Below are 16,287 nucleotides of genomic sequence, written 5' to 3'. Positions count from 1 at the left end.
GCCCGGTCAGAAGCCGGGGAGGAGGCTGACGAGGAGGTCGATGAGCTTGATGCCCACGAACGGGGCGATGACGCCGCCGAGGCCGTAGACCAGCAGGTTCCGCTGCAGGATCTGCGAGGCGCTCGCCGGCCGGTAGGTCACGCCGCGCAGCGCGAGCGGGATGAGGAACACGATCACGATGGCGTTGAAGATGATCGCGCTCGTGACCGCCGAGGCCGGCGAGTGCAGCTGCATGATGTTCAGCGCCGCGAGTCCGGGGAACACGCCCATGAACATCGCCGGGATGATGGCGAAGTACTTCGCGATGTCGTTCGCGAGCGAGAACGTCGTCAGCGCGCCGCGGGTGATGAGCAGCTGCTTCCCGATGCGGACGATGTCGATGAGCTTGGTCGGGTCGGAGTCGAGGTCGACCATGTTGCCGGCCTCCTTGGCGGCGGAGGTGCCCGTGTTCATCGCGACGCCGACGTCGGCCTGGGCGAGCGCGGGGGCGTCGTTCGTGCCGTCCCCGGTCATCGCGACGAGGCGCCCGCCCTCCTGCTCGCGGCGGATGAGGTCGAGCTTGTCCTCCGGGGTGGCCTCGGCGAGGTAGTCGTCGACGCTGGCCTCGGCCGCGATGGCCTTCGCGGTGAGGGGGTTGTCTCCGGTGATCATGACCGTGCGGATGCCCATGCTGCGCAGCTCGTCGAACCGCTCTCGGAGGCCGTCCTTGACGATGTCCTTGAGATGCACGACCCCGAGGATCCGATGGGTCCCTGAGCTTGTCGAAGGGCCCTGCACCGCGACGACGAGGGGCGTGCCGCCGCCCGAGGCGACGTCGTCGGTGAGGGTCGTGAGCTCGTCATCGGGGGTCTGCCCCAGCCAGGCCGCCACGGCCGAGGCGGCGCCCTTGCGGATCTGCGTGCCGTCGGCGAGGTCGAGACCGCTCATGCGCGTCTGCGCCGTGAACGGGACGACGACGGCGTCCGCCGGGGCCTCGACCCGGATCCCGCGGGCGGCGGCGAGTTCGACGATCGATGCGCCCTCCGGCGTCGGATCGGCGAGGGAGGACAGGGCGGCGGTATGCAGCAGCTCCGCGGCGTCCACTCCGGTGAGCGGCAGCACGGCGTGGGCGCGGCGGTTGCCGTGGGTGATGGTGCCGGTCTTGTCGAGGAGCAGCGTGGTGACGTCGCCCGCGGCCTCCACCGCCCGCCCCGACATCGCCAGGACGTTGCGCTGCACGAGTCGGTCCATGCCCGCGATGCCGATGGCGGAGAGGAGGGCGCCGATCGTGGTCGGGATGAGGCAGACGAGCAGGGCGATGAGGACCGGGATGCTCACCGGCGACGCCGCGTACGAGGCGATCGGATTCAGTGCGAGGACGACGACGACGAACACGATCGACAGGCTCGCGAGGAGGATGTTCAGGGCGATCTCGTTCGGGGTGCGCTGCCGGCTCGCCCCCTCGACGAGCGCGATCATGCGGTCGACGAACGTCTCGCCGGGCTTTGACGTGATACGCACGACGATCTGATCCGACAGCACCCGGGTGCCGCCGGTGACGGCACTGCGGTCGCCGCCGGACTCGCGGACCACGGGGGCGCTCTCGCCGGTGATGGCCGACTCGTCCACGGTGGCGATGCCCGCGACGATGTCGCCGTCGCCCGGGATCAGCTCGCCCGCGGAGACGATCACGAGGTCGTCGCGCTGCAGCTCCGCCGACGACACCGTCTCCGTCGGCGCTTCGACAAGCTCAGCGACCCACTCCGCGCCCCCCTGGGTCCCTGAGCCCGTCGAAGGGCCAACCACCCGTCGCGCCATCGTCTGGGTGCGGGTGTTCCGCAGGCTCGCGGCCTGGGCCTTGCCCCGTCCCTCGGCGACCGACTCCGCGACGTTCGCGAAGAACACGGTCAGCCAGAGCCAGATCGCGATGCCCCACGTGAACGCCGCCGGGACGGGGGTGCCGCCGGAGGAGGCGGGTCCGCCGAGGAAGGGCTCCGCGATCGCGAGGACGGTCGTGAACGCGGCGCCGACCCAGACGAGGAGCATCACGGGGTTGCGCACGAGCGTCGCGGGGTTGAGCTTCCGGAGCGCGCCGGGGAGCGCCTGAGCGAGCTGGGCTCCGCCGAACGAGCGTGGGGGACGGGCGGGGGCCGCGGGGGCGTCCTGCTGTTCGGGAGGGGTGGTCAGGAGGGTCATGGTCAGAGTCCTTCGGCGAGCGGTCCCAGTGCGAGCACGGGGAAGTAGGTGAGGGCCGTCACGACGACGGTCACGGTGAGGAGCAGGCCGACGAACTGCGGCCGGTGGGTGGGGAGCGTGCCGGTCGTGGCCGGCACCCGCTCCTGCGCGGCGAACGATCCCGCGAGGGCCAGCACGAGCACGATCGGGAGGAAGCGCCCGAGCAGCATCGCGACGCCCAGGGCGGTGTTGAACCACGGGGTGTTCGCGGTGAGGCCGGCGAACGCGGAGCCGTTGTTGTTCGCGGCGGAGGTGAACGCGTAGAGCACCTCGCTCATGCCGTGCATGCCGGGGTTGAGGATGCTCGTGGACTCCACGTCCTCGCGGATGCCGGGGATCGCGAAGCTCAGGGCCGTGCCGCCGAGGACGAGCACCGGGACCACCAGGATGTAGAGGCTCGCGAGAGTCATCTCCCGCGGGCCGATGCGCTTCCCGAGCCACTCCGGGGTCCGTCCGACGAGCAGCCCGCCGACGAAGACCGCGACGATCGCGAGCACGAGCATCCCGTAGAGACCGGAGCCGACGCCGCCCGGAGCGACCTCGCCGAGCATCATGTTCAGCATCGGCATCATGCCGCCGAGCGCGGTGTACGAGTCGTGCATCGAGTTCACGGCCCCGGTCGAGGTGAGGGTGCTCGCGCTGCCGAAGAGGGTCGAGCCGAGGATGCCGAAGCGCTGCTCCTTGCCCTCCATCGCAGCCCCGGCGAGTTCGGGCGCGGCGCCACGTCCCGCCAGCTCCAGGGCCGAGAGTGCGGCGAGCGAGGCGAGGAACAGGGTGCCCATGACCGCGACGATCGCGTACCCCTGCCGGTGGTCGCCGACCAGTCGGCCGAACGTGCGGGGGAGGGCGAACGGGATCACCAGGATCAGCAGCACCTCGAGGAGGTTCGTCCACCCGGTCGGGTTCTCGAAGGGATGGGCGGAGTTGGCGTTGAAGAAGCCGCCGCCGTTGGTGCCGAGCAGCTTGATGGCCTCCTGCGAGGCGACCGGACCGCCGGGGATCGTCTGCGTGCCGCCGGAGACCGTGACGACGTCGGTGAAGCCGTTCACGTTCTGGATCACGCCGCCCGCGAGCAGGGCCACCGCGCCGATCAGGGCGAGCGGGAGCAGCAGCCGCCCCAGGCCACGGGTGAGGTCGACCCAGAAGTTGCCGATCGTCGCGGAGCCGCGGCGCGCGAGACCGCGGACGAGAGCGATGGCGATGGTGAGGCCGACGGCGGCGGAGACGAAGTTCTGCACCGTGAGGCCCGCGAGCTGCACCGTGTAGCCCATGGTCTGCTCGGGCGAGTACGACTGCCAGTTGGTGTTCGCGACGAAGGACGCGGCGGTGTTGAACGCGAGTCCCTCCGGCACGGCGGGCAGGCCGAGCGACGCGGGGAGGAAGGCCTGGAGCCGCTGCAGCCCGTAGACGAGCAGGAGGCCGACGAGCGAGAACAGCAGCACGCTGCGGGCGTAGGCGCGCCAGGTCTGCTCGGAGCGGGGGTCGACGCCGATCACCCGGTAGAGCCCGCGCTCGATGCGCAGGTCGCGTCCGGAGGTGTAGACGTGCGCGATGTAGTCGCCGAGGGGGCGGTACAGGAGCACGAGCACGACCACGACGGCCGTGATCTGGAGGACGCCGTACAGGACCGTCGCGTCCATCAGAAGCGCTCCGGGGCGACGAGCGCCACGACCAGGTAGACGACCGCGGCGACGGCGAGGACCGCGGCGAGGATCTCGAAGACGATCATGCGCGGTCCACCGCCTTGGCGATGAGGGACACGAGGGCGAACAGCGCCAGGGCCAGCGCGAGGTAGATGATGTCGAGCACGTCCTCGATCCAACTGCGCCGCCCCGCCGCATCCGTCGATCCTCACGTTTCCCCTACGCCCCGTTCCCCGGATGCATGCGGGTTGCTCACGGACGGCCTTCGAATCGCGCACCTGGTCCCCAACCCGCCGCCGATGCAGCCAGGTGCGCGATTCGAAAAGGGGGCGCCGGCCCTATGCTCACGAGGTGGGAATCAGAAGGATGCGGATCGGCGTCGGGACGGGGATCGTCGCCGGGCTCGTGGTGGTCGCGCTCGTGTGCGTGCTCACCGGGTTCCTTCCGCCCACGGACGCCGGTGCGCTCGGGGAACGGATCGCGCCCGTGCTGGGGTTCGTCGTCGCGATCACGATCGTCGCCGAGCTCGCCCGTGATGCGGCGGTGTTCGACGTCGTCTCGCAGCGCCTCGCGCGGTGGGGTCGTGGCCGCGTGGTCGTGCTGTGGGGGCTGGTGGTCGTGCTCGCCGTGGTGAGCACCGTGTTCCTCTCGCTCGACACGACCGCCGTGATCGTCACCCCTGTCGTGGTCGTGCTGGCGCAGAGCATCGGCGTCTCCCCGCTGCCGTTCGCCCTGGCCACCGTCTGGCTCGCCAACACCGGGTCGCTCGCGCTGCCGGTCTCGAACCTCACCAACCTGCTCGCCGCGCCCGCGATGGGGGAAGGCCCCGGGGCGTTCATCGCCCTGAGCTGGGCGCCCACGCTCGTGGGGATCCTGGTGCCCGTCGCGATCCTCACGGTCCTGCATCGGCGCACGGTCTTCGGTACGTACGAGACGCCCGAGCCCCGTCGACCCGCCGATCCGACGCTGTTCTGGAGCGCCACCGGCATCCTCGTCGTGCTGATGCCGGTGCTCGCGCTGACCCCCGACGTGTGGATCCCCGCCACGGTCGCGGCTCTCGCGTTGATCGCGCTGTTCGCCGTCCGTCGTCGCCACGCCCTGCGATTGTCCCTCGTCCCGTGGCAGGCGCTCGCGCTCGCCGCGTCGCTGTTCGTCCTGGTCGAGTCCGCGCACGCGCAGGGGCTGCTCGACTTCCTGACCTCACCGACCGCGAACGGCGACTCTCTCGGCGACCTGTTCCGGCTCGCCTCGCTCGGGGCTGTGAGTGCGAACGCGATCAACAACCTTCCCGCCTACCTCGTGCTCGAACCCGCGGCCGGGGACCCGGTCGCCCTGATGGCGCTGCTGATCGGTGTGAACCTCGGTCCGCTCATCACGCCGTGGGCCTCGCTGGCGACGCTCCTCTGGCACCATCGCGTGACGGCGCTCGGGGTCGAGATCCATTGGGGCCGCTTCGCGCTCTGGGGGGCCGTCGCCGCGGTGCCCACCGTCGCCCTCGCCACCCTCGTCCTCTGACCCCGTTTCGAATCGCTCACTGTGCTGCACATCCGGCCGAGATGGAGCACAGTGCGCGATTCGAACGGGGGTCAGACGCGACGTATCTCGGCGGCCAGCGCGGGGTGGACCGCGTCGAACCGGGCGGCGATGCGCTCCCGCACCTCGGGGGCCTTGTTCTGGCTGAGCTTGGCACGCGCATCGAACCGGGTGACCCGGAGCCGCAGGCCCACCGTGCCCTTCGCGGCTCGTCGGGTGCCCGCCTCGTCCTCCGCGAGGCTCCGCCCGTGCGGCTGCCCACTCTCGAAGTGGTCGGTGAGCCGGGTGAGCATGGCGTAGTGCTCCTCCGCGGTGAGGATCTCGGGTGTGCCGGAGAGGTGCGCGGTGACATGGTTCCAGGTCGGCACGAGGTCCCCCGGCGCATAGAGGCTCGAGGACACGTAGTCGTGCGGCCCCTGGATGATCACCAGGATCTCGTGTCGACCGAGTTCGTGGAGCTCGTCGTCCGGACGCCCGAAGTGGCTCACCAGCACGATGTCGTCCTCGTCCTCCTCGAGCAGCACCGGGTAGTGCGAGGCGACGAGGCCGGCGGAGGCCGGTGAGACGAACGTCGCCCACGGGTGGGCGCGGATGAGGCGCTTCACCTCGTCGGGGTCGGTCATGAGGTAGCGGGGGGTGTGACGCATGGCGCCTCCTGTCGGGTGGGGGTGGGGGTGGGAGAAGAGCTGCGGGTGCGGACGGCGAGTCCGGCGCACACGACGACGGCGAGCCCGCCGAGCACCGTGGCCACACCGACGTCCTCATGGAAGAGGAAGGCGGCCCAGGTGATGCCCATGACGGGCTGGACGAGCTGGATCTGACTCACCTGCGCCATCGGGCCGATGGCGAGGCCGCGGTACCAGGCGAAGAATCCGAGGAACATGCTGACCGCGGCCAGGTAGGCGAATGCGAGCCACGCGGTCGGGCTGGCGATGGGCGGGGCGGCGACCCCGGCGGCCACGGCCACCGCGAGCATGACGGGAGCTGCGAGCACCAGGGCCCAGGAGATCGTCTGCCAGGCGCCGAGCTCGCGCGCGAGCAGGCCGCCCTCCGCGTAGCCGACGGCCGCCGCGATCACGGCGCCGAACAGCTGGAGGTCGGCGGGGCGGAGGGCGCCGGGCGTGCCGTTCTGCACCGTCGCGAAGACGAGGGCCGCCGCGGACCCGAGAAGCGCGAACACCCAGAACGAGGGGGACGGGCGCTCGCGGGTGCGGATCACGACGGCCACGGCGGTCGCGGCGGGGAGGAGGCCGATCACGACCGCGCCGTGGCTCGCCGGTGTCGTGGTCATGGCGAACGAGGTCAGCAGCGGGAAGCCGGCGACCACACCGAGCGCGACGACCGCCAGACGGGCCCACTGGACCGGGCTCGGCGGCTGCTGACGGGTGGTGAGGAGGACGACCGCGGCGAGCACGGCGGCGACGACCGCGCGGGCGGAGCCGATGAACAGCGGCGAGAATCCGCCGCCGAGCGCGATCCGCGTGAACGGGAGTGTGAACGAGAAGGCGACAACGCCCAGCAGCCCCCAACCGGGACCGGCGGTGCGGGATAGCAGTGTTCCGTTCGGACGGATAACGCTACTGTGTTCTTTCATGAGTCAGGATAGCACCGCGCGGATCGTGGCCGGCCTGCGGGCGTGGATCGCCACCGCCGCTCCCGGCGCCCGCCTCCCCTCCAACCGCGCGCTGACGGCGGAGTACGCCGCGAGCCCCGTGACCGTGCAGAAGGCTGTGCAGCAGCTCGTCCGCCTCGGGCTCGTGGACGCGCGACCCGGCGTCGGCACGTTCGTCCGCGCCGCGCGCACGGTCCTGCCGGCGGACTACGGCTGGCAGTCCGGAGCGCTGGGGGCAGCCGCCGTACGCCTGGACGGCCTCTCCTCGGCGCAGCGCCCGACCTCGCCGGACGCGATCGGGCTGCACTCCGGGTATCCGGCTCCGGATCTCCTCCCCGAGCGGCTCGTGCGCCAGGCCCTCGTTCGCGCCTCCCGGACCGCGTCCGCCCTCACCCGCTCGCCCGCGGCCGGCGAGCCCGGGCTGCAGGAGTGGTTCGCGGCGGAGCTGGCCGCGGCGGCCCCGGCGGGGATCACGGTTCCGACCGCCCGCGACGCCGTCGTCATCTCCGGGAGCCAGAGCGGACTGAGCTCGATCTTCCGGGCGGTCGTCGGCGTCGGCCGGCCGCTGCTCATCGAGTCGCCGACCTACTGGGGCGCCCTGCTCGCGGCGGAGCAGGCGGGGGTCGTGCTCGTTCCCGTCCCCTCCGGGCCGCAGGGTCCGGATCCGGACGCCGTCGACAGGGCGCTCGCCGAGACCGGAGCCCGGGCGTTCTACGCGCAGCCCACGTTCGCGAACCCCACCGGCGCGCAGTGGCCGGCGGCGACCGGGGAGGCCGTGCTCGACGCGGTCCGTCGCCACGGCGCCTTCCTCATCGAGGACGACTGGGCGCACGACCTCGGCATCGACGCCAACCCGCGCCCCGTGGCCGCCTCCGACCACGACGGCCACGTGGTGTACCTGCGCTCGCTGACGAAGAGCGTGTCGCCGTCCCTGCGGGTGGCGGCGGTGATCGCGCGCGGTCCCGCCCGGGATCGCATCCTCGCCGATCGCGCGGCCGAGTCGATGTACGTCAGCGGCCTCCTGCAGGCCGCCGCTCTCGACGTGGTGACGCAGCCGGCCTGGCGCTCACACCTCCGCGGCTTCCGGGAGCAGCTGCGCTCGCGGCGCGACCTGCTGCTGTCGTGCCTGACCGCCCAGGCGCCGACCGCGCTGGTGGAGGCCGTGCCGGTCGGCGGGCTGAACCTCTGGCTGCGGCTGCCGGACGGCACCGACGCCGCCGCGGTCGTCCGGGAGTGCGCGGCGCGCGGCCTCGTCATCGCGCCGGGGAGCGAGTGGTTCCCCGCGGAACCCTCCGGTTCCTACGTGCGGCTCAACTACGCGAGCGCCGACCCGTCCCGCTTCCCCGAGGCCGCGACGATCCTCGGCGCGGTCCTCGCCGGAACCTGACCGCCGCCGTCAGGACTCGGACGGCGGCCCGGCGGGGCGGTGCGCCCGGCGCCCCGCCACCACGACGGGCCGCCCCGCCCGCTCCTGACCGGGCAGCGGGCGCGAGCGCCGGCCGTAGATGAGCTCGGACGAATCGAGCAGCCACGGCACCAGGGTGATCGACACGCCGTGCACGAGCATGAGCTGGTTCGCGAGGCGGCGGGCGCGCCGGTTGTGCAGGAAGTTCTCCCACCAGTGCCCCACGATGTACTGCGGCAGGTAGACCGTGACGACGGAGGAGCCGTGCTTCTCGCGGTACTGCCGGATGAACTGCGTCACGGGCTGGGCGAACGAGCGGTACGGCGACTCGACGATCACGAGCGGCACCGGCACGAGGTGGTCGGTCCACTCCTGCTGCAGGCGGGCGGCGTCGTCCTGCGACACGGCCACGTGCACGGCGAGGGTCTTGTCGTGCTTGGCGGCGATCGCGTAGTCGATGGCCTTCATCACCGGCTTCTGCAGGTGGTTCACGAGGACGATCGCGACGTCGCCGGAGGCGCCGAAGCGGGTGGTGTCGTCGATGGCGATCTCGTGCTCGACGTCCCGGTAATACCGCTTGACGCCGATCATGAGGAACGCGAGCACCGGGATGGCGAAGAACACGAGGTAGGCGCCGTGCGTGAACTTCGTGATCGTCACGATGACCAGCACGAGCACCGTGAGCGTCGCCCCGGCGGAGTTGATGAGCAGCCCCACGCGTGCGGAACGCCGGTCTGCGGCGCCGTCTCCGTTCGGCGGGACGGGTGCCCGGAGCAGCCGTCGCCAGTGCCGCACCATGCCGATCTGGCCCAGGGAGAACGAGACGAAGACGCCGATGATGTAGAGCTGGATCAGCGTCGTCAACCGGGCCTGGAACACCACGAGCACGGCGATCGCGGCGATCCCGAGGAGGATCATGCCGTTGGAGAACACGAGCCGGTCGCCGCGGGTGTTCAGCGACTTCGGGGCGTAGCCGTCGCGGGCGAGCACGGCGCCGAGCAGGGGGAAGCCGTTGAAGGCGGTGTTCGCCGCGAGGAGCAGCACGCAGGCCGTGGCCGCCTGCACGATGAAGAACGGGATGCTGCCGCCGCCGAACGTCGCCGCGGCGATCTGCGCCATGAGGCTCGGCTGCGGGGTCGTGCAGTCGAACCCGATGAGGTCGCAGGGGTTCTCGGCGTAGTGCACGCCGGCGATGAGGGCGAGGGCGGTGAGTCCGGAGAACAGGCAGATCGCGATGGTCCCCATGAGCACGAGGGTCGACTGGGCGTTGCGCACCTTCGGGGCCCGGAACGCGGGGACGCCGTTCGACACGGCCTCGACCCCGGTCAGCGCGGAGCAGCCGCTGGAGAACGCCCGGAGGATGAGCAGCAGCACGGCCGCCTGGCTGAGGCTCTCGGCCTGCACGGCGAACTCCGCGCTGGACGCGATCGGGGCGTCGCCGAGTGCCGTCCGGACGAGCCCCGTGACGATCATGATGCCGACCGAGCCGATGAACACGTACGTGGGGATCGCGAACACGAGCGACGCCTCGCGCACGCCGCGGAGGTTCACGATGATGATGAGCACGACGAAGCCGACCGCGAGCTCCACGCGGAGCGGGTCGAGCGCCGGCACCGCCGAGATGATGTTGTCCACCCCCGACGCGACCGACACGGCCACCGTGAGCACGTAGTCGACGAGGAGGGCCGCAGCCACGATCACTCCGGGGACCTCGCCGAGGTTCTTCGACGCGACCTCGTAGTCGCCGCCGCCGGAGGGGTACGCCTTGATGAGCTGCCGGTAGCTGAGCACCACCACGAGCAGCAGCACGACGACGGCCGCGGCGACGAGCGGGGTGAACGACAGGAACGTGAGGCCGCCGATGAGCAGGATCATCACGAGCTCCTGCGGGGCGTAGGCCACCGAGCTCAGCGCGTCCGAGGCGAAGATCGGCAGCGCCATGCGCTTGGGGAGGAGCTGCTCGTCGACCTGGGCGCTCGTCAGCGGGTCGCCGAGCAGGATGCGCTTGGCGCGCGGCGGCGCGTCCGGGGTCGGCCTCGTTTGTTCTGACACGTCCGGCGACACTACGCCGACCGGGGACGCCCTCACGCGATCCTCACGGAATCCCTACGGCCCGGTGGCGCTCCCTCACGGAATCCTCACGGCCTGCCGGTATCCTTGCGTCAGTGGGGGATCAGGTCGTTCTGGGGGTCATCGCCGTGGCGATCGGCCTGGCCGCGGGCGTCGTCCTCTTCGTGCCTTTCGTCGCGATCAGCTACCGCCGCCGCGGACGCCTCTCGCTCGGCCGCACGCTGCTCTGGCTCGCGGCGCTCGTCTACTTCTGGGCCATCTGGACGTACACGCTGCTGCCGCTGCCCGATCCGGACGCCATCCGCTGCGTGGGGGCGATCACCGACCCGATGTCCGTCGTGCGCGACGTGCAGAAGGCGTTCGCGGCGCCGGGCAACCCGCTCCGCCAGCCCGCCCTTCTCCAGCTCGTGTTCAACGTGCTGCTGTTCGTCCCGCTCGGGGTGTTCCTCCGCGTGCTGGGCGGCCGCGGCCTCCCGACCGCGCTCCTCGCCGGCTTCGGGCTCTCGCTGCTCGTGGAGACCACGCAGCTCACCGGCGTCTGGGGTCTGTACCCGTGCGCCTACCGCTTCTTCGACGTCGGCGACCTGATGACGAACACGACCGGAGCCGTGCTCGGCTCGGTGCTCGCTCTCGTGGTGCCCCGGTCGCTGCGCGGCCTGCAGGCGCGGGCGGATGCCGACGAGCCGCGCCCGGTCACCCGGGGTCGCCGCGCGCTGGCGATGCTGTGCGACGGACTCGCGAACGGGTTCGTCGTGCTCGCCGGGGGCGTCGCGGTGCAGCTCTGGCTCGAGTACGTCGTGCAGGACCGTCAGGCCGTTCTCGACGGCACCCTCGCCGGCACGGTGAGCACGGCGGTCGCCTGTGCGCTGTGGCTCGTGGTCATCCTCGTCACCGGCCGCTCGGTGGGAGACCTCGCCGTGCAGCTGCGCTACACCGGGTCGCCCCTGCCGGCCGCGCTCGCCCGGATGCTGCGCTGGGCGGGCGGCATCGGCGGACTCACGGCTCTCGGGATGCTCGGCGGGGTGTTCGACGCGCTCTCCTCGGTGCTGATCCTCGTCGCGGTCGTGCTGCTGTTCACCACCCGTCAGGGGCGCGGCCTCCCCGGTCTTCTCTCCGGCCAGCACCTCGAGGACGCCCGCGTCGCGCTCTCGAATCCACAGGGGTTTCCGATCACGGATCGATAACGTCGTCCTCATGAGCGTGATCCCCGTCGACGAGCACCTGATCTCCGAGGCGAAGGAGCTCCGCGACCAGCTGCAGCGCTTCCTCCGCGAGTACGAGTTCGGGATGCGCGAGGTGGAGACGAAGATCTCGATCCTCCGCGACGAGTTCACCCACGATCACGCGTACAACCCCATCGAGCACGTGAAGAGCCGGCTGAAGTCGCCGGACAGCATCGTCGAGAAGATCGCCAGGAAGGGCATCGACGACCCCGACTTCGACCGCATCCGTGCCGAGATCACCGACATCGCCGGAGTGCGGGTGACGTGCAGCTTCGTCGCGGACGTCTACCGGCTGTTCGATCTGCTGACCGCGCAGGACGACGTGACCGTCCGCACGGTGAAGGACTACATCGCGAACCCGAAGCCGAACGGGTACAAGAGCCTGCACGCCATCATCGAGGTCCCCGTCTTCCTCTCGACGGGCGCGCTGTCCGTGCCGGTCGAGGTGCAGTTCCGCACCATCGCGATGGACTTCTGGGCGAGCCTGGAGCACAAGATCTACTACAAGTTCTCCAACCAGGTGCCCGCGCACCTCGTCGACAGTCTCAGCGACGCCGCCGACGCCGCCGCCGAACTCGACACCCGCATGGAGCGGCTGCACCGCGAGGCCCATGGCGTGCCGCAGCGGCAGCTCGCGCCGCCCCCTCCGCCCGCGCCGGGGATCGTCGAGGTCTGAGCAGCCCGACCCGCGTCAGGCGAGGAACTCGCGGGCGGCGGCGGACATCGCCGTGACCCCGACCTCGATCGTCGGATGGATCTCCGGCGCGAAGAACGGCGAGTGGTTCGTGGGGATGTCCTTCTCCACGGTGCCCGCGGCGACGGCCTCGGCGAACCGGGCGGGGTCGACGCCGCCCCAGAACCAGAACACGAGCGGCACCTCGGCGTCGCGGGCGAACCAGGAGACGTCCTCGCTGCCGGTGAACATGCCGGGGTCGACGACGGCCGACTCCCCGAGCGCCCGACGCAGCGCCGCCGAGACCCGCGCCGTCGCCTCCTCGTCGTTGATCGTGGCGGGCAGGGTGTGCTGCGTGTGGATCTCGGGTTCGCGCTCCGCGCCGGAGGCCATCGCCTCGGCGCGCACGATCCGCTCGACACTGGCCAGCACCTTCTCCCGCACGCCCTCGTTCGGGTAGCGGAGGCTGAGCTCGAGCTTCGCCTCGGCCGGGATGATGTTGTTCTTGAGTCCGGCGTGGATCGAGCCGACCGTCACCACGGCCACGCCCTGCGGGTCGATCTCGCGCGAGGCGATCGTCTGCAGGCGCATCACGGTCGCGGCCGCCATCACGACCGGATCGATCGTGGCGTGCGGGCGGGAGCCGTGGCCGCCGCGGCCGTGCAGGGTGACGGTGAGACCGTCCGACGCGGCCATCTGGGTGCCGCTGCGCACGCCGATGATTCCGGCGGGCAGCGGGGTGACGTGCTGACCGAGCACCACGTCGGGCTTCGGGTAGCGGTCGAGCAGGCCGTCGTCGAGCATCGCCCTGGCGCCGGCGCCGTACTCCTCGGCGGGCTGGATGAGCACGACGAGGGTGCCCGACCACTCCGCGCGCGTGGCCACGAGCTTCTCGACGGCGCCGATCATCGCGGTGACGTGCATGTCGTGGCCGCACGCGTGCATCACCGGCACGGTGGTGCCGGCCGGGTCGACGCCCTTCGCGGTGCTCGCGTACGCCAGCCCCGTCTGCTCCTCGACCGGCAGCGCGTCCATGTCGGCGCGCACCCACACCACCGGCCGCGGGAACTCCTCATCCTGGGTCCCTGAGCCTGTCGAAGGGTTGCGGAGCACCCCGACCACGCCGGTCACCCCGACGCCTTCTTCGACCTCGAGGCCCAGGTCGCGCAGGTGCTGGGCCGCGATGCCGGCGGTGCGCGTCTCCTGGAACGAGAGCTCGGGGTGCTGATGCAGGTCGATGTAGAGCGCTTCGAGGTCGATCGTCATGGCCAGAGCCTAGCCGGGTGCGCGCCGAGACCCCGGCGTTCCGCCGAGACCCCGGCTTCGCCGCGCCGGGAGCGCGGGGTCTCGACGGGAACGCGGGGTCTCGGCAGGGTCAGTGCACGTAGGTGGGCAGTTCGGGTCCGGGACGCAGCACGGCGTTCACGATCGCCTGGATCGCGAACTCGCTCGTCTCGCCGAGTCCGATCACCTCGGGGTGCAGGAGCCACTGGAGCTGCAGGCCGTCCATCACGGCGAGGATGGCGGCCGACGCGGCGGCGATGGTCGCGGGTTCGGTCACGCCCTCCTGCGCGCAGAGCTCGCCGAACGCCGCCGTCACCTCCCGGCGCAGGGTCGTGTAGCGCTCCTCGAAGTACTCGCGACCGGGGTGGTCGTCGGTCACCGACTCGGAGGACAGGACCGTGTAAGCCTGCACGATGCCCGGACGCTTCTCGTTGGCGAACGCCGTGCGGACGAGGTGGAGGAACAGCTCCGGTCCGTCGGGGATGTGCTTCTCGGCGAGGTCGGCCACGTCGGCCTGGTCGCGGTAGGCGAGCACCTCGAGGAGGAGCTTCTGCTTCGAGCCGAAGTGATGCAGCACGCCGGCATGCGTGATGCCGACCTGCTCGGCGACGTCGGCGAGCGTGCCGTTCGTGGAGCCCTTGTTGCCGAAGATCTCCACGGCCGCCTTGAGGATCTGCTCGCGCTTCTCCCGCGTGGCCGGGCGCACCCGGACAGCGTGCACGTCATCCGTCATGAACCCACCTCCCCTCGTCCCGCTCTGCTTGCCAACCAACTTACTCCTCGGTAACCTCTCCACAGCTTACTTTCTCGACAGTAAGCAAAAGCAGCGGTCGGAGGCGATCCGTCGGCCGCCACGCCGCACAAGGACCCGTGCCCAAGGAGAAGCAATGAAGCTCACGAAAACCCTGATCGCCGCCAGCGCGGTCGCCGTCCTGGGCGTCTCGGCGCTCGCCGGATGCTCGGCGGGCGGTGGTTCCGGCGATGACGCCGGTTCCGCCTCCCTCACCATCGCGAAGCCCGACGGCGCGATCACCACCGAGTCGAACAACCCGTTCGTCGGCGACTCCGCGGCCTCGAAGTACGGCTATGCCAAGGTCGTGTTCGAGACCCTCGCGCTGGTGAACCAGACCGGCGACCGCGGTACCACGCCGTGGCTCGCCGAGAGCCTCGAGTGGAACGACGACTACACGCAGCTCACGGTCGTCCCTCGCGCCGACGTCACCTGGAGCGACGGCGAGCCGTTCACGGCCGACGACATCGTCTTCTCCTTCGAGACCGCCTCGATCCCCGCCCTCGACACCGCCGGCCTCAAGTTCGAGGGCGCCGAGGTCGACGGCGACACGGTCGTGCTGAGCTTCGGCGACTCCAAGTACGTCAACCAGGCCCGCGTGCTGCACGTGCCCATCGTCCCCAAGCACATCTGGGAGAACTTCGACGACCCGGCCACCGACCCCGTCACGGGCGACGACCTCGTCGGCACCGGCCCCTACGCGATGGCGAACTGGTCGACCGAGTCGGTCACGCTCGACGCACGCGACGACTACTGGGGCGGCGACCTCGCCGTGCCGGAGCTGCACTACGTCTCGTATGGCGACAACACCGCCCTCACCACGGCCCTCGCGAACGGCGACGCCGACTGGGCGCAGGCGTTCATCCCGCAGATCGAGGAGCAGTTCCTCTCGGCCGATCCCGAGCACAACAAGTTCCTCGCCTCCCCGACCACCGGCTCCGCCACGCTGTTCATGAACCTGCAGCAGAAGCCGTTCGACGACCCCGCCTTCCGTCAGGCGCTCGCCTGGGTGATCGATCGCGACGCCTACGTCGACATCGCGCGCGAGGGCGCCAGCGAGGCCGTCTGGTCGGTCACGGGCCTGTCGTCGATCCTCGAGGACGAGATCCAGCCCGAGTTCCAGGGCGTGGACTACAAGGTCGATGCCGAGAAGGCGCGTGACCTGCTGGAGACCGCCGGGTACACGTGGAAGGACGACGCCCTGATCGACCCGGACGGCACGCCCGTCTCGTTCACGCTCTCCGTCCCCTCCGGCTGGAGCGACTGGAACACCGCGCAGGAGCTCATCGCCGAGGACGTGAAGGACAGCATCGGCGCCGAGGTCAAGATCGACATGCCCGACTGGGGTGGCTGGGCCGACCCCCGCGACAACGGCACGTTCTCCGCGATAATCCACTGGCTGGAGGACAGCGGCACCGCCTACGGCCTGTACACCTCGACCATGGACCCGCGCTGGATCTCGCCCGAGGGCAAGGCCGGCTTCAACTTCGGCCGCTTCGACGACCCGGAGGCGACCGCCGCGCTGAACACCTACGCCAACGCCTCATCCGACGAGGAGCGCACCGCCGCGATCGACACGCTGCAGACGATCTTCTCCGAGCAGGTGCCGGCCATCCCGCTGGGCGCCCACCCGCTGCTCGGCGAGTTCAACACGCGCAACTACGTCGGCTGGCCGTCGGAGACCGACACGTACGCGTCCGCCGACCCGACGCAGCCGAACATCGTGCAGATCCTCACGAAGCTGAAGCCCGCCGAGTAGGACTTCGACAGGCTCAGCCACCCACGGCGGGCTTCGACAGGCTCAGCCACCCATCTGGGTCCCTGAGCCTGTCGAAGGGCC

13 protein-coding genes are annotated in these 16,287 nt (G+C 70.9%); 5 read left to right on the top strand and 8 right to left on the bottom strand.

From position 1 onward, the window contains the following. Window positions 1-6: 6 nt before the first annotated feature. Genes kdpB through AC2W7E_RS11560 form a run of 3 tightly spaced genes read right to left on the bottom strand, consistent with a single transcriptional unit; the run spans window position 7 to window position 3,943 of the window. The gene (gene kdpB / locus AC2W7E_RS11570) at window positions 7-2,175 is read right to left on the bottom strand and encodes a potassium-transporting ATPase subunit KdpB (RefSeq protein ID WP_378869200.1); all 2,169 of its coding nucleotides are present in this window, start codon (window positions 2,173-2,175) and stop codon (window positions 7-9) included. Between the two features lie 2 nt (window positions 2,176-2,177). Then, on the bottom strand, window positions 2,178-3,854 hold the full coding sequence (gene kdpA, locus AC2W7E_RS11565; RefSeq protein WP_485989146.1) for a potassium-transporting ATPase subunit KdpA: 1,677 nt from the start codon (window positions 3,852-3,854) through the stop codon (window positions 2,178-2,180). After that, window positions 3,854-3,943: a potassium-transporting ATPase subunit F gene (locus tag AC2W7E_RS11560; protein ID WP_036292752.1), complete on the bottom strand. Its 90-nt coding sequence runs from the start codon at window positions 3,941-3,943 to the stop codon at window positions 3,854-3,856. Before AC2W7E_RS11560 ends, kdpA begins: the two co-directional genes overlap by 1 nt. Window positions 3,944-4,223: 280 nt before the next feature. On the opposite strand from AC2W7E_RS11560, the gene AC2W7E_RS11555 reads away from it, so the two are divergent. Continuing rightward, complete coding sequence (locus AC2W7E_RS11555) at window positions 4,224-5,372, top strand: SLC13 family permease (protein ID WP_485989216.1); 1,149 nt, start codon at window positions 4,224-4,226, stop codon at window positions 5,370-5,372. Between the two features lie 71 nt (window positions 5,373-5,443). On the opposite strand, the gene AC2W7E_RS11550 is transcribed toward AC2W7E_RS11555, so the two are convergent. Further along, a complete protein-coding gene (locus AC2W7E_RS11550; protein ID WP_485989145.1) occupies window positions 5,444-6,037 on the bottom strand; it encodes an FMN-binding negative transcriptional regulator in 594 nt (197 codons plus the stop codon). After that, entirely contained in the window at window positions 6,010-6,984 is a 975-nt protein-coding gene (locus tag AC2W7E_RS11545) for a DMT family transporter (RefSeq protein WP_378869210.1), read from the bottom strand. The genes AC2W7E_RS11550 and AC2W7E_RS11545 overlap by 28 nt, the downstream gene beginning before the upstream one ends. Between AC2W7E_RS11545 and AC2W7E_RS11540 the strand changes: the two genes are divergently transcribed. Continuing rightward, window positions 6,983-8,389: an aminotransferase-like domain-containing protein gene (locus tag AC2W7E_RS11540; RefSeq protein WP_378869213.1), complete on the top strand. Its 1,407-nt coding sequence runs from the start codon at window positions 6,983-6,985 to the stop codon at window positions 8,387-8,389. The genes AC2W7E_RS11545 and AC2W7E_RS11540 overlap by 2 nt on opposite strands. 9 nt (window positions 8,390-8,398) lie before the next feature. On the opposite strand, the gene AC2W7E_RS11535 is transcribed toward AC2W7E_RS11540, so the two are convergent. After that, window positions 8,399-10,348, bottom strand: coding sequence for an APC family permease (locus tag AC2W7E_RS11535; RefSeq protein WP_378871789.1), 1,950 nt, complete (start codon window positions 10,346-10,348; stop codon window positions 8,399-8,401). 224 nt (window positions 10,349-10,572) lie between these two features. On the opposite strand from AC2W7E_RS11535, the gene AC2W7E_RS11530 reads away from it, so the two are divergent. After that, window positions 10,573-11,661 carry a VanZ family protein gene (locus AC2W7E_RS11530; RefSeq protein WP_378869216.1) on the top strand — a complete coding sequence of 363 codons (1,089 nt, stop codon included), beginning with the start codon at window positions 10,573-10,575 and terminating at the stop codon, window positions 11,659-11,661. Between the two features lie 10 nt (window positions 11,662-11,671). Next, entirely contained in the window at window positions 11,672-12,376 is a 705-nt protein-coding gene (locus AC2W7E_RS11525; RefSeq protein ID WP_025104005.1) for a GTP pyrophosphokinase, read from the top strand. A 15-nt stretch (window positions 12,377-12,391) separates the two neighbouring features. Here the strand turns inward: AC2W7E_RS11525 and AC2W7E_RS11520 are convergent, their stop codons facing one another. Then, a complete protein-coding gene (locus AC2W7E_RS11520; RefSeq protein ID WP_485989144.1) occupies window positions 12,392-13,639 on the bottom strand; it encodes an amidohydrolase in 1,248 nt (415 codons plus the stop codon). A 109-nt stretch (window positions 13,640-13,748) separates the two neighbouring features. Further along, a complete protein-coding gene (locus AC2W7E_RS11515; protein ID WP_025104003.1) occupies window positions 13,749-14,390 on the bottom strand; it encodes a TetR/AcrR family transcriptional regulator in 642 nt (213 codons plus the stop codon). Window positions 14,391-14,544: 154 nt separating this feature from the next. Between AC2W7E_RS11515 and AC2W7E_RS11510 the strand changes: the two genes are divergently transcribed. After that, window positions 14,545-16,206 (top strand): ABC transporter substrate-binding protein, encoded by a 1,662-nt coding sequence (locus tag AC2W7E_RS11510; protein WP_485989143.1) that lies wholly within the window; start codon window positions 14,545-14,547, stop codon window positions 16,204-16,206. Window positions 16,207-16,287 lie beyond the last annotated feature (81 nt).

Source organism: Microbacterium sp. CFSPD4_SD4 (genome assembly GCF_057364585.1).
Note: the sequence above shows the minus strand (reverse complement) of the source record. Positions and strands in the feature narration are given on the sequence as shown.

What these genes read in the sequence shown, in the direction of transcription:
- kdpB (WP_378869200.1), bottom strand. Translation starts at nt 2,175, where the DNA reads ATGACCCTCCTGACCACCCCTCCCGAACAGCAGGACGCCCCCGCGGCC.
- kdpA (WP_485989146.1), bottom strand. Translation starts at nt 3,854, where the DNA reads ATGGACGCGACGGTCCTGTACGGCGTCCTCCAGATCACGGCCGTCGTG.
- AC2W7E_RS11560 (WP_036292752.1), bottom strand. Translation starts at nt 3,943, where the DNA reads ATGATCGTCTTCGAGATCCTCGCCGCGGTCCTCGCCGTCGCCGCGGTC.
- AC2W7E_RS11555 (WP_485989216.1), top strand. Translation starts at nt 4,224, where the DNA reads ATGCGGATCGGCGTCGGGACGGGGATCGTCGCCGGGCTCGTGGTGGTC.
- AC2W7E_RS11550 (WP_485989145.1), bottom strand. Translation starts at nt 6,037, where the DNA reads ATGCGTCACACCCCCCGCTACCTCATGACCGACCCCGACGAGGTGAAG.
- AC2W7E_RS11540 (WP_378869213.1), top strand. Translation starts at nt 6,983, where the DNA reads ATGAGTCAGGATAGCACCGCGCGGATCGTGGCCGGCCTGCGGGCGTGG.
- AC2W7E_RS11545 (WP_378869210.1), bottom strand. Translation starts at nt 6,984, where the DNA reads ATGAAAGAACACAGTAGCGTTATCCGTCCGAACGGAACACTGCTATCC.
- AC2W7E_RS11535 (WP_378871789.1), bottom strand. Translation starts at nt 10,348, where the DNA reads ATGGCGCTGCCGATCTTCGCCTCGGACGCGCTGAGCTCGGTGGCCTAC.
- AC2W7E_RS11525 (WP_025104005.1), top strand. Translation starts at nt 11,672, where the DNA reads ATGAGCGTGATCCCCGTCGACGAGCACCTGATCTCCGAGGCGAAGGAG.
- AC2W7E_RS11520 (WP_485989144.1), bottom strand. Translation starts at nt 13,639, where the DNA reads ATGACGATCGACCTCGAAGCGCTCTACATCGACCTGCATCAGCACCCC.
- AC2W7E_RS11515 (WP_025104003.1), bottom strand. Translation starts at nt 14,390, where the DNA reads ATGACGGATGACGTGCACGCTGTCCGGGTGCGCCCGGCCACGCGGGAG.
- AC2W7E_RS11510 (WP_485989143.1), top strand. Translation starts at nt 14,545, where the DNA reads ATGAAGCTCACGAAAACCCTGATCGCCGCCAGCGCGGTCGCCGTCCTG.